The 12,427-nt window shown below is 48.4% G+C and carries 12 protein-coding genes; 3 read left to right on the top strand and 9 right to left on the bottom strand.

Annotated elements, in window-relative coordinates:
* Positions 1–57: 57 nt before the first annotated feature.
* The 8 genes from lapB to ABT58_RS14710 form a co-directional block, all read right to left on the bottom strand.
* Positions 58–1,227, bottom strand: a complete 1,170-nt coding sequence (lapB, locus tag ABT58_RS14745) for a lipopolysaccharide assembly protein LapB (RefSeq protein ID WP_047875174.1) — start codon at positions 1,225–1,227, stop codon at positions 58–60.
* Positions 1,228–1,233: 6 nt separating this feature from the next.
* Entirely contained in the window at positions 1,234–1,530 is a 297-nt protein-coding gene (locus ABT58_RS14740; protein WP_047875173.1) for a LapA family protein, read from the bottom strand.
* 190 nt (positions 1,531–1,720) lie between these two features.
* Positions 1,721–2,011 (bottom strand): integration host factor subunit beta, encoded by a 291-nt coding sequence (gene ihfB, locus ABT58_RS14735; protein ID WP_047875172.1) that lies wholly within the window; start codon positions 2,009–2,011, stop codon positions 1,721–1,723.
* Positions 2,012–2,083: 72 nt separating this feature from the next.
* Positions 2,084–3,754, bottom strand: a complete 1,671-nt coding sequence (rpsA, locus tag ABT58_RS14730; RefSeq protein WP_047875171.1) for a 30S ribosomal protein S1 — start codon at positions 3,752–3,754, stop codon at positions 2,084–2,086.
* 99 nt (positions 3,755–3,853) lie between these two features.
* A complete protein-coding gene (gene cmk / locus ABT58_RS14725; RefSeq protein WP_047875170.1) occupies positions 3,854–4,537 on the bottom strand; it encodes a (d)CMP kinase in 684 nt (227 codons plus the stop codon).
* 229 nt (positions 4,538–4,766) lie between these two features.
* Positions 4,767–6,047: a 3-phosphoshikimate 1-carboxyvinyltransferase gene (gene aroA, locus ABT58_RS14720; RefSeq protein ID WP_047875169.1), complete on the bottom strand. Its 1,281-nt coding sequence runs from the start codon at positions 6,045–6,047 to the stop codon at positions 4,767–4,769.
* A gap of 94 nt (positions 6,048–6,141) precedes the next feature.
* The gene (locus tag ABT58_RS14715; protein ID WP_047875168.1) at positions 6,142–6,819 is read right to left on the bottom strand and encodes a DUF5666 domain-containing protein; all 678 of its coding nucleotides are present in this window, start codon (positions 6,817–6,819) and stop codon (positions 6,142–6,144) included.
* Positions 6,820–6,959: 140 nt separating this feature from the next.
* Positions 6,960–8,093, bottom strand: a complete 1,134-nt coding sequence (locus ABT58_RS14710) for a DUF5666 domain-containing protein (protein WP_047875167.1) — start codon at positions 8,091–8,093, stop codon at positions 6,960–6,962.
* Positions 8,094–8,186: 93 nt separating this feature from the next.
* On the opposite strand from ABT58_RS14710, the gene ABT58_RS14705 reads away from it, so the two are divergent.
* From ABT58_RS14705 to ABT58_RS14695, 3 genes are all read left to right on the top strand, one after another.
* On the top strand, positions 8,187–8,855 hold the full coding sequence (locus tag ABT58_RS14705; RefSeq protein WP_047875166.1) for a response regulator transcription factor: 669 nt from the start codon (positions 8,187–8,189) through the stop codon (positions 8,853–8,855).
* Positions 8,827–10,077 (top strand): sensor histidine kinase, encoded by a 1,251-nt coding sequence (locus tag ABT58_RS14700; RefSeq protein ID WP_047875165.1) that lies wholly within the window; start codon positions 8,827–8,829, stop codon positions 10,075–10,077. The genes ABT58_RS14705 and ABT58_RS14700 overlap by 29 nt, the downstream gene beginning before the upstream one ends.
* Before the next feature lie 213 nt (positions 10,078–10,290).
* Complete coding sequence (locus tag ABT58_RS14695) at positions 10,291–11,034, top strand: hypothetical protein (RefSeq protein WP_047875164.1); 744 nt, start codon at positions 10,291–10,293, stop codon at positions 11,032–11,034.
* 226 nt (positions 11,035–11,260) lie between these two features.
* On the opposite strand, the gene serC is transcribed toward ABT58_RS14695, so the two are convergent.
* Positions 11,261–12,343 carry a 3-phosphoserine/phosphohydroxythreonine transaminase gene (serC, locus tag ABT58_RS14690; protein ID WP_047875163.1) on the bottom strand — a complete coding sequence of 361 codons (1,083 nt, stop codon included), beginning with the start codon at positions 12,341–12,343 and terminating at the stop codon, positions 11,261–11,263.
* Positions 12,344–12,427 lie beyond the last annotated feature (84 nt).

The raw sequence follows: 12,427 nt of genomic DNA, 5'->3' as shown, positions 1-12,427 counted from the left end.
AAAAGCCTATTCATAAGAATAGGCTTTTGATTTGTTCACCCCAATGGGGCTACCAGATTATTCACCGTCAAGCCCACGAATCGGCTTAATGGTGCCCCACCCTTTACAGGACGGGCACTGCCAGTACAGGGAATGGGTAGCAAAACCACACTGACGACAGCGGTAATGCGGCTTGATCTTCAATTGCTCGCCAACCATGCCACGCAGGGACATCAAGCTTTCTTTGGCACGGCCTTCTTCTGCTTCATCCAGATGGTAATCCATCAACTGGTAGAAGCCTTTCAGGGTCGGGTTTTTCTGCAACTGACGCGTCATGTAAGACTGCGCCATGGTTGCCCCTTCACGCTTGGCTATTTCGTCGGCCAGCATCAACTCAGCCGTCGAGCCGGCTTTTTCTTCCACGCAATAACGCAGGTACTTAAGCCAGGCCGTTTCATTATTGGTGGCTTCGTAGCATTCCAACAGCAACGGCAGCGCTTCACCAATGAAGTCCATGTCTTGATCGGCGACACGTTCTAACTGCTTGGCGGCAGCTTTGTACTCGTCTTCCGAGATCAAAATCTTCGCCAGCATGATAGAGGCACGGACACAGGTTTTATCTGCCGCCAGTGACTTTTTCAGCAACTGCTTGGCTTTGTCCGGGTTTTGCGCGCTCATCTCAAGCATGGCCATTTCACACCAGTAATGAGCGATGTCATGCTTGAGCTTGCTCTTGCCCATTTTTACCAACTGCGTCGACACGTCGATAGCACGCTCCCACTCACGGGTTTGCTGGTAAATGGTCAGTAACTGCTGCAAGGCCCCTTTACGGTGATCGGGCTCATCCAACAGCTGTTCAAAAATCTTTTCCGCACGGTCAAAGAAACCTGCGGCCATATAGTCTTGTGCCAACTGCTGCAACGCCAGATTACGTTGATCAATCGTCAGGTTAGGACGGGCGATCAAATTCTGGTGAATACGAATGGCGCGATCGACCTCCCCTCGGCTGCGGAACAAATTTCCGAGAGCAAGGTGGGTATCAATCGTTTCACTGTCAACTTGGAGCAGCTCGATGAACACATCAACCGCTTTATCGGACTGATCCGATAACAGCAAGTTCAAACCGGTCACGTACTGACGTGACATGTGGTGAGACTGCTCCTGTTGTTTATTACTAGCGCTCCTGTTACCCATGTACCAGCCGTAGGCGGCAGCAATAGGCAAAAGCAGGAACAACAGCTCTAGCATTAACGTTTATTCCTTCACAGGCTCGGCACGAAGCTGATCCAATTCAAGTTGCTGTTTCTGGACTTTCTTTTTCAGGCGGTTTCGTACAAAGCGCGCTTTCAGGTATAGCAGGCCACAAATCAGCCAGCCAATCCCGAAACCGGAACCGAATGCAATGCCTAGCAGGGCGGATAGTTGGAACTCTCCCTGGGCGATCAGAAAGTCGAAATTAACGATTTGTTGGTTTTGGGTGCCAAGGGCCATAGCGACCATGAAGCAACCTAACAAAATAAGTACCGTTAATGCAGTCAGTATCTTTTTCATCGTGAATCCTTCTCACTCAATAAAACTGATGATACCAATCTGTGGTCATCAATGCGCTACCGAAAAAGGGTACAGACACTAAACAGATGGCATGCCTGATTATGCAAGATTTTGGCTCATCAGACCATGATCAATAAGCATAAAAAAACGGCATACTAAGCAGTATGCCGTTTTTATGTTCGATACGTGGTTAACCAGCTACTGCTGAGTTAACACGGTCACGTAATTCTTTACCCGGTTTGAAGTGAGGAACGTACTTGCCGTCTAGCTCAACTTTGTCACCGGTCTTAGGATTGCGACCCACACGCGGAGCACGGTAATGCAGAGAGAAGCTACCAAAGCCACGGATCTCAATACGATCACCCTCAGCGAGAGTGGTTGCCATATGCTCAAGGATTTCCTTGATTGCATCTTCTACCTGTTTGGCAGAAAGATGTGTTTGTTGACTACACAGCCTTTCAATTAATTCAGACTTTGTCATAAACACTCCGTTTTTAGTATGTTTCTCAATAGTATAACCGCTTAGGGGGAAAAATCTTCCCCCTTCGCTCAATTATTCGCCTTTAGCAGCTTTGAAAGCGTCAGCCATTGCGTTACCGAAAGCAGCATCGTCCTGCTTGTTTAGGTTAGCAATTGCTTCTTGCTCTTCTGCAGCGTCTTTAGCACGAACAGATAGGTTGATTACGCGGTTCTTACGGTCAACGCCAGTGAACTTAGCTTCAACAGCATCGCCTACAGAAAGAACTAGAGTTGCGTCTTCAACGCGGTCAACTGATGCTTCAGAAGCACGTAGGTAACCTTCAACACCTTCAGCTAGCTCAACAGTTGCGCCTTTAGCGTCAACAGCAACAACAGTACCGTTAACTAGAGCACCTTTCTTGTTAGCTGCAACGTAACCGTTGAATGGGTCTTCGTCGATTTGCTTGATACCAAGAGAGATACGCTCACGCTCAGCGTCAACCGCTAGAACTACAGCAGAGATTTCGTCGCCTTTCTTGAAGTCACGAACTGCTTCTTCACCTGCAACATTCCAAGAAATGTCAGATAGGTGAACTAGACCGTCGATGCCGCCTTCTAGGCCGATGAAGATACCGAAGTCAGTGATAGACTTGATCTTACCAGTTACTTTGTCGCCCTTAGCTTGCATTTCTGCAAATGACTGCCATGGGTTCGCTTTACACTGCTTAAGACCTAGGCTGATACGACGACGTTCTTCGTCGATATCAAGAACCATAACTTCAACTTCGTCGCCAACGTTAACAACTTTAGATGGGTGGATGTTTTTGTTAGTCCAATCCATTTCAGAAACGTGTACTAGACCTTCAACGCCTTCTTCGATTTCTACGAAGCAGCCGTAATCAGTTAGGTTAGTTACACGGCCAGAAAGCTTAGTGCCTTCTGGGTAACGCTTAGCGATTGCTACCCATGGATCTTCGCCTAGCTGCTTAAGACCTAGTGATACGCGAGTACGCTCACGATCGAACTTAAGAACTTTAACGTTGATCTCGTCGCCAACATTAACGATTTCAGATGGGTGCTTAACGCGCTTCCAAGCCATGTCAGTGATGTGTAGAAGACCGTCAACACCACCAAGATCAACGAATGCACCGTAGTCAGTAAGGTTCTTAACGATACCTTTAACTTCCATGCCTTCCTGTAGAGAAGCAAGAAGTTCATCACGCTCAACGCTGTTTTCTGATTCGATAACTGCGCGACGAGAAACAACTACGTTGTTACGCTTCTGATCAAGCTTGATTACTTTGAACTCTAGCTCTTTGTTTTCTAGGTGAGCTGTGTCACGAACTGGGCGAACGTCTACTAGTGAACCTGGTAGGAACGCACGGATGCCGTTAAGTTCAACTGTGAAGCCGCCTTTAACTTTACCGTTGATGATACCGATAACAGTTTCAGCATCTTCGTAAGCTTTTTCTAGAACGATCCAAGCTTCGTGACGCTTAGCTTTTTCACGAGAAAGCTTAGTCTCACCGAAGCCGTCTTCTACTGCATCTAGAGCAACGTCAACTTCTGCACCAACTTCGATTTCTAGTTCGCCAGCAGCGTTCTTGAATTCTTCAACTGGGATAGAAGACTCAGACTTAAGGCCTGCGTCTACTAGTACGTAACCGTTTTCGATAGCTACAACAGTACCTTTAACGATCGCGCCAGGACGTGTTTCTAGTTCGTTTAGAGACTCTTCAAAGAGTAAAGCAAAAGATTCAGTCATTATTTAATCTTCAATCTGATTAACAACCATGGGTATCCTACCGCATGGGGTTGGTAGTAATGTCGGTTATCATCCGTGACACCAACGCCGTCTCACTGATTACTCAGCGGACAATTTCTTTTCAATATAATTCAATGCCTTGATAGTCACTTCTTCAATCGTCATTGACGTTGAATCAAGTACCAACGCATCGTCTGCAGGACGAAGTGGCGCTACCGCACGGTTGCGATCACGATCGTCGCGCTCTTGAATTTCTTTCAAAAGGTGGTCAAAGTTAACATCTAAGCCCTTCTGTTGCAACTGGTTCATGCGACGATTCGCACGTTCTTCTGCACTGGCATCGAGGAAAATCTTGACTTCTGCTTGTGGAAAGACAACGGTGCCCATGTCACGGCCATCTGCCACCAGTCCAGGCGCTTCACTGAACGCACGCTGACGACGCAATAGCGCTTCACGTACGCGTGGTAATGCGGCCACTTTTGACGCCGCCATCCCCGTTTCTTCTTTACGGAGCTCGCCAGACACGTCTTCACCTTCTAGGATCACCTTGACCAGCTCACCTTCGGCAACAAACTGCACATCCAGATGCGCGGCTAAAGGAACAAGCGCATCTTCAGATTCTAGATCCACACCATGGTGAATGGCAGCCAGTGCCAACACGCGGTAGATCGCGCCAGAATCAAGCAGTTTCCAGCCCAGTTTTTCTGCCAATAGCATACATAGCGTGCCTTTACCGGCACCACTTGGGCCATCGACAGTGATCACTGGAGCATGAGTAGACATAGGTATTCTCCGAACTTGTTCTAACGTAAGCAGTAATACCCATCGACACCCTTTAGCCGGTTAAACACAGGCGGATAAATGTGGATACGTATTACACCTTTTTTGCGGGGGCAGATTATACGGGAAAATGCTACTGATACCAATCGGTAATACCGCACTATTACAGCAAAAAAACAACACCCGCCAACAGTGACGGGTGTATCCGTATTTTTTTACGCCGATCGCTCAATCACTGACTCAGTATAGCCAACTTCTCAAAATAATCCGGGAAGGTTTTTGACGTACATTTCGGGTCGTTAATGGTCACCGGCGTGTCGCTCAGTGCCACCAGCGAGAAACACATCGCCATACGGTGATCATCATAGGTATCAATCGCCGCATGTTGCAGTGTCGCAGGTGGCGTGATCACAATAAAGTCCTCACCTTCTTCGACCTCTGCCCCGACTTTACGCAACTCAGTCGCCATCGCGGCTAAGCGGTCAGTTTCTTTCACGCGCCAGTTGTACACGTTACGGATCGCGGTGGTGCCGTTCGCAAACAGCGCCGCCGTCGCAATGGTCATGGCCGCATCCGGGATATGGTTAAAATCCATATCGACCGCATTGAGCTCACCACGACGTGCGATCACGTAATCATCGCCCCACTCGATATCCGCACCCATCGCCGCCAGTGCGTCCGCAAACTGGATATCGCCCTGAATGCTGTTACGGCCAATACCGGTCACTTTCACTTCACCGCCACGGATCGCCGCTGCGGCGAGGAAGTAAGACGCGGAGGACGCATCGCCTTCTACCAAGAAATCCCCGGGTGAAACGTAAGTCTGGCCACCTTTTACCACAAACTGCTGGTAATCGTGGTTTTCGACCGTCACACCAAACTGCGCCATGATGTGCAGCGTGATATCAATGTACGGCTTTGACACCAAATCCCCTTTAATACGGATCACGGTGTCCGCTTTGGCTAATGGTGCCGCCATCAAGAACGCGGTCAGGAACTGGCTGGAAATCGAGCCATCAATCTCAACCTCTCCCCCCGCTAACCCTGTACCGCTGATTTTCAGTGGCGGGTAATGCTCATTCTCAAGGTAAGTAATAGAGGCACCCGCACTGCGCAGTGCATCCACTAAGTGGCCAATCGGGCGCTCTTTCATGCGCGGCTCACCGGTCAGCACATAGTCGCCGTTCCCTAAACACAACGCTGCCGCCAACGGTCGCATCGCCGTACCGGCATTGCCGAGGAACAGTTCCAGCGCTTCTGTGCGATTGAACGCGCCACCAAGGCCATTGATTTCACATTCGGTTTTATCGGCAGACAATTGGTAGGTCACACCAAGCGCCTGCAGTGCATTCAACATATGACGAATATCATCACTGTCGAGTAAATTAGTCAGTCGTGTCGTCCCTGTTGCTAACGCCGCCAATAGCAAGGCGCGGTTCGAGACGCTCTTAGAGCCCGGCAGGTTCACCGTGCCGTTAATCTTGTTTATCGGCTGTAACGTTAAACTTTCCATCTCTGAATTCTTCTATCCTGTTTGGTCGCAGTTACAGCAGAGTAACGAATATTAACGTTGTGATCTATACCCACTTTCGCCTGACAAGAACAACTCAGGATTTGATGTCGATACGGTTCGCCGTGAGGGAATCATTCACAAACTGCCCCAGCGCCTGCACATACATGCCATTCGCGAGCGGTTTGCCACCGGTCACATCACTGGCGGTATAATGAATCGTCGCGCCATCAAGGTGGAATTGTGTGTCGGTCAATCCGGTGATTTTGCCTTCCATTTCCGCATTCGGCATGGCATCAATCGGAGAGACATTTGTCACTACCCACTGGTTGTTCTCATCCAAATGGGCAAACACCATCACCCATCCCAGGCTACCGCCGCCATATTTGTAGTCCAGCGTGAATACGCTCGGATCCGGAATGCGAATAGTCGCACCGTTCATCAGCAATTGGTTATCCGGATTCAATACCGCTAAACCGGTAAACGCCGGATCCAGTTGAATATCGGCAGCTTTGTCGTTTTCCAACTGTACCGTCACGGCCATCCCCTTTTTCACAGAGGTGACATTGTAATCACGGCCTTGGTAAGACGCCTCGGCATCTTGTGTTGGGTAGGTGTGGCCGTTAAGGGTCATATCGTAGACAGAGGCTGCATCAATGACGCCTGCCACGGTGCTGGTCTTGACACTCGGTGCCGGAGGGGTTGGTGTATCCGCCTTCTCTCCGCAACCGCTCAACAATAGACTCAGTGCCACCGCGATACTCAATGTCTTCATAGAACCCTTCTTAACTCATTAACAACGTTGATTTTGATGGGTGTTTTATACGCCTGTGGCATATACAAATAAAGCGCCACTCGGGCGCTTTATTTACAATCTTAGGATGATGATTTGAAATGAATCATCACTGAGTATGATTAGTCTTCACGTTCGATTTCGCGAGCAACGTTTTTACCGTTAATCACTACACCATCAACTTCAATCAAACCCTGCGTCAAAGAGTTAAATGTCAAACCATCTTCGTAACGCGTTTTACTGTCAGTGTAAACCGTCATACCATTTAGCTTGAATGAACCAGCTTCTGTACCTTCAGTGGCTTGTCCTTCCTGCTCAAACGTCTGCCACTGATTACCTGCGTAGTTATCAAACTCAACATCTGTCGCAAAACGCTGACCATTTCTCAAAACAGATTCTACTTCGACTTGTAGACCTAGTTTGATATCCGCGATTGAACCATCACGGTCATTCGCCAGTTCAACCTCTGTAGAGTGGTCAAAGTTAAAGCGACCACGGTAATTCACTTCAAAGTAAGATTCGCTATGATTTACAGCTGTAATGATACCTTCAACTTCCGCCTCGTTGCCAAGATCATCATAATCGTCAGCTTCAACTTCCGTTGCATCTAACTCATTAGTAGCGTCATTCATCTTACCGGTCACTTCAACCCAAAGATCATTTGCTAGCGCTGAATCCAGATCCATTTTTGCTGTGTTGTAATTAACAGTTAGTGCAGCACCCAATTTAAAGGTGGTAGTGTTTTCATCAAGGTTACTAACAGGGCCTTCAATCTCAACCGTGTTGTCAAACTTATCTGCTTCAATCTTCACAACAGAGAGAACTTTGTAACCTTCTGTCGCAGTTGGTAAAGAAGAGACGAGTACCCAATCACCGTTTTCAATGCCCTTCAGACCATCAAACGTTAACGCGACACCATTAACCTTGAAGCTAGTGCCTGACACTTCACTCACTACACCAATCATGGTTGGCTCAAGCTGTACTTCAACACCAGCACGAGCATGACCAACTAGCTTAACCATCATATTTGGCGCTAGCGCTGTTGGAGCCATCACATCATTTAGGTTGCCATAACCTACTGATGAAACTGTATATCTATCACCATTCACCCAGATGTTATTAGATTGCACTGATTCAATGGTACCCATCACGGCTTTTGCTTGTGGCTGAGTTTGACCACCATTGTCGTCGCTACCGCCGCCACCACAGCCCGTTAGAACCAAGCCAATCATTGATACCAATGCCAATTTTTTCATCTAAACACCTATGAGCTAAGGAATATTATTTTTGTTGGGGGTATATTACGCCTATAAACGTGAAGTAGTCGTGAAGAAACGTAAAATAATCCTATGAAAGTTTTGATCGTCGATGACAACCACAGCGTGGTAGAAACCATTGCTGACTATCTGGAACTGGAAGGCATCAGCATTGATTGTGCCTACCACGGAGAAGCCGCACTCGCATTAGTCGGCGAGCAGCATTTTGATGTGATCATCATGGATATCATGATGCCTAAAATGGACGGTATCACCGCTGTCACCAAAATGCGTGAAGAACTCTTTTGCCAGACGCCTGTCCTGTTCCTGACCGCCAAAGATGCGCTGGATGACAAAGTCGCAGCCTTTAAAGCGGGTGGTGATGATTACCTGCTCAAACCGTTCGCCTTACAAGAACTGCTCCTGCGCCTGTATGCACTGAATAACCGAGGCCCTCGCCAGGACATCGGTGAGCTGAAATTTGCTGACATCTGTCTGAACATTCGCACGGATGAAGTCACCCGAGACAACCAGCCGATCAAGCTCAGTCGCATTCAGTGTAAGATTTTGAAAGTGTTGCTGCGCAAAGCACCGGGTATAGTCAGCCGTCAAGAGGTGATTGATGCGGTATGGGGGGAGGATTCACCATCCAGCGATGCACTACGCAGTCACATTTATGGCCTGCGCAATGCCATTGATAAAGGGTTTGACCATTCACGACTAGAGACCATTCATGGACAAGGCTACCGCATTAAAGCATAACCATTTTCCCAGCATCTATCGCAAGATCCGCTGGAGCTTTGGCGTGATGACATTCGTGATGTTTTCACTGTTCTGGACGGTGATCTACATTGCGGAAAACCAATTAGAAATTATCAGTCTTCATCACTGGTTGGATGCTGAAGCAGAACGCTTTGTCGATGATTATCGGGTAAATCAAGCGGAAACCCCACTGCCCTACAGTGATGAGTTCAGCAGTTACTGGAGCGAAAGTCAGATGCCTGACTGGCTGCTTCCCTACAATCAGCCGGGATTCTATGAGCACTTGCTGGGAGAAGAAGATAAACACTTTATTGTCTTCCACCACCCTTCTGGACAAGGGCTCATGTATATCCTGTTTCAGGATGATGCCGATGACTACCTGGATGGTTACGAAGACAGCCTGCATGCTTTCACCTTCCTGTTTGGGGTATTGGTCTCGCTGTGTATGGCGATGTATGGGATCTACTTTGTTCGCACCATCTCCAAACCACTGGGGATCATAGAACACAAAGTGGCACAGATGCCGCCGGACCAACCCTATTTCACGGTTGAAACAGCCTACAGCGAAACGCGGGAAATCGAACAGACGCTGCTCGACAGCAAAAGTAACATTGCCGGATTCTTTCAGCGTGAAAAAGAGTTCAGCCGTTTTGCCTCACACGAATTACGTACGCCCATCATGGTGATTAAAGGCTCGTCGGAATTGTTGAGCAAAGTGCCAAACCAGCCACCAGTGGCATTAAAAGCCATTGATAGGATCAACAAAGCCAGTGAAGAGATGCGGATTTTAACCGAAACCTTCCTACTGTTAGGTAAAGAGACGGTTGAAGCCCATCACTTTGGTGAACACGATCTGGAACAAAAACTGCGTCAACAACTGGAAGCATTAGCGCCGTTGTTCGCCAAACAAGATGCCAGTTACGATTTACGCGTGCTGTCCTCCAAGGTGATCGATGCGCCGGAAAGCTTTATTACCATTATCATCAATAACCTGATCAAAAATGCGTTCAGTTACAGCGTGGGCGACATTTACATTCACTTGGCCGCTGACACCCTGACCATCATTAACCGCCATGAAGGCAATGAAACTTACAATGCCGGTTATGGTTGCGGGCTGGTGATTGTGGAGCGTATTTGTGAGCGTATGGGCTGGTTCTTCACCATGGATGATGACGGCCAGCAGTTTAAAACGACGGTCACTTTTAATCCTTTAAACAACTGACCCACTCTTCCCCTTGGCGCATATTTCATAGCAGGGCCAAGGGGAAACAACACCGTTTTTCCTCTTCCTGTTTCTTCCTCTCTCGCTGGCTTATTTGCTGCATCAAGACCCATTTCTGTCGGTTCACTCGAAAAACCGCTTCTGGCATTCGCACTCTGTGTGCCAACTCGTTAATTTCTCTTTTTCACCTTACTTCACGATAGAACCCAAACCATGATCGATAAGATGCGGTTATTTATTATCGAGTGTGTCGGCCCGATGGATCTGCTGCAAGACCGTTCCGAAGCCAAAGCCTTAGAAAAAATGTGTCATATCATTGGCCATGAAGTGGCGATCCTCACCGCTTACTGCGCGGAAGATTTGGAAAAATACTGCGATTACATTTCCTCTATCGATGATATCCATGCCACACGGACCAAACAACGCCCACTGTGTATTCACCTGTCCGCGCACGGCAATGAACGCGGCGTGTCATTCGGTCGGGATTTTCTCAACTGGCAGCAGTTGTTCATGGCGATGGATCCCCTGTTCAAAGACATGAGCCAGTACAATGGCGAGGTGATGATCAGCCTCTCCGCTTGTGGGGCCGGAAACCAAACACTGGTCAATGAAATTGAGCGTGAAATTCAGCAGCACCATGAACACCATTTCGATGACTCTTATGACCAAGAACCTCACGACCATGAACCGAATCACCTCGTAACACGCCCTACACTCACCCCCCCTGTTTCTCCACCGGCGTACATATTCGTGACCCAAGGCAGTCAGGGCGATGACGTGATTTACTGGGATGATGCTACTGTGTCATGGACGATTTTTTACCATCGTCTAGCCAAGTTACGCACAATTGATGATGAGGCGGTGTACCGCATTTTGGATGACATTGAACACGCCGCCGATACGTTGCTGCGCGCCTATCGGTGGGATGCGCTGACGCAACGATATATTAAGTATTGAAATCAGGGGCGAGCTTTAAGGAACGAGGCTCAAGGAAGAGCAAAAGGCAAGTATCGGGTATCAGGTATCGGGTATCGGGTATCGGGTATCGGGTATCGGGTATCGGGTATCGGGTAGTATAAAACCCGTTCCAGGTTCTAGGTTCTAGGTTCTAGGCACTCAATATCTCTATAAAAAAACCGCCAAACGGCGGTTTTTACCTTTAACAATTTCAACAGCGGGTCTTTTAGCCGTGTTGTTGTTCAAATTCACGCATGAAATCGACCAGCGCCTGTACGCCTTCAATTGGCATGGCGTTGTAGATAGAAGCGCGCATGCCGCCGACCACTCGGTGACCTTTCAGGGCTTTCAGGCCAGCCGCGTCCGCTTGCTCCAAGAACAAGGCATCCAGTGCCGCGTCTTTTAGCTGGAACGGCACATTCATCAGTGAACGGTTGTCTGAGTGAATGTTGTTGCGGTAGAAGTCTGACTGATCGATGTAGTCATACAGCACCTTGGCTTTGGCTTCATTACGCTTTTGCATTTCTGCCACGCCGCCAATGCTTTTCAGCCACTTGAACACTTCACCCGCCAGGTACCAAGCAAATGTTGGTGGGGTGTTGAACATGGATTCTTTGTCCACCTGCACGCTGTAATCCAGAATGCTTGGCAATACCGTTTGCGCTTTACCCAGCAGATCGTCACGAACAATCACGATAGTCAAACCGGCAGGGCCAATGTTCTTCTGTGCACCGGCATAAATCACACCGTATTTCGACACATCAATTTCACGAGACAGGATAGTTGACGACAGGTCAGCCACAATCGGCTTATCGGTCACAGGCAGATCGCGGATTTCAATGCCGTCGATAGTTTCGTTCGGGCAGAAATGTACAAATGCCGCCTCGTCAGACAGTGGCCACTCCGATGCCGGTAGCATCGCGCGCTTGCCATCTTTCTCACAAGTAATATCGATCACATTCGGGCGGCAGTATTTTTCGGCTTCTTCTGCCGCGCTGTGCGCCCAGTAACCGCCGTCAATATAGTCAGCGGTTGTGGCATCGCCCAACAGGTTCATTGGTACGGCTGCAAACTGTGCACGGGCACCGCCATGACAGAACAGTACATGGTAATTATCAGGGATCCCAAGCAGGTCACGCAGGTCTTGCTCAGACTGCTGAGCCACTTGGATAAATTCTTTACTACGGTGGCTGATCTCCATCACGGAGGTGCCTAAGCCATTCCAGTCGGTCAGCTCTTGTTGTGCTTTTTTCAACACGTCAGCCGGGATCATTGCCGGTCCGGCGCAAAAATTAAAAACCTTATCCATGATAAAAGACTTGCTCCTGCTAAAACATGGGATTGCAATTATTCGCTACAGCCAGAAAGCCACGTCAATCTTCATCAATGTGGT

This window comes from Photobacterium aphoticum (assembly GCF_001029435.1).
Taxonomy (GTDB): domain Bacteria; phylum Pseudomonadota; class Gammaproteobacteria; order Enterobacterales; family Vibrionaceae; genus Photobacterium; species Photobacterium aphoticum.
Note: the sequence above shows the minus strand (reverse complement) of the source record. Positions and strands in the feature narration are given on the sequence as shown.

Bases quoted from the DNA above. Each gene is read 5' to 3' on its own strand.
- lapB (WP_047875174.1), bottom strand. From the start codon at position 1,227: ATGCTAGAGCTGTTGTTCCTGCTTTTGCCTATTGCTGCCGCCTACGGC.
- ABT58_RS14740 (WP_047875173.1), bottom strand. From the start codon at position 1,530: ATGAAAAAGATACTGACTGCATTAACGGTACTTATTTTGTTAGGTTGC.
- ihfB (WP_047875172.1), bottom strand. From the start codon at position 2,011: ATGACAAAGTCTGAATTAATTGAAAGGCTGTGTAGTCAACAAACACAT.
- rpsA (WP_047875171.1), bottom strand. From the start codon at position 3,754: ATGACTGAATCTTTTGCTTTACTCTTTGAAGAGTCTCTAAACGAACTA.
- cmk (WP_047875170.1), bottom strand. From the start codon at position 4,537: ATGTCTACTCATGCTCCAGTGATCACTGTCGATGGCCCAAGTGGTGCC.
- aroA (WP_047875169.1), bottom strand. From the start codon at position 6,047: ATGGAAAGTTTAACGTTACAGCCGATAAACAAGATTAACGGCACGGTG.
- ABT58_RS14715 (WP_047875168.1), bottom strand. From the start codon at position 6,819: ATGAAGACATTGAGTATCGCGGTGGCACTGAGTCTATTGTTGAGCGGT.
- ABT58_RS14710 (WP_047875167.1), bottom strand. From the start codon at position 8,093: ATGAAAAAATTGGCATTGGTATCAATGATTGGCTTGGTTCTAACGGGC.
- ABT58_RS14705 (WP_047875166.1), top strand. From the start codon at position 8,187: ATGAAAGTTTTGATCGTCGATGACAACCACAGCGTGGTAGAAACCATT.
- ABT58_RS14700 (WP_047875165.1), top strand. From the start codon at position 8,827: ATGGACAAGGCTACCGCATTAAAGCATAACCATTTTCCCAGCATCTAT.
- ABT58_RS14695 (WP_047875164.1), top strand. From the start codon at position 10,291: ATGATCGATAAGATGCGGTTATTTATTATCGAGTGTGTCGGCCCGATG.
- serC (WP_047875163.1), bottom strand. From the start codon at position 12,343: ATGGATAAGGTTTTTAATTTTTGCGCCGGACCGGCAATGATCCCGGCT.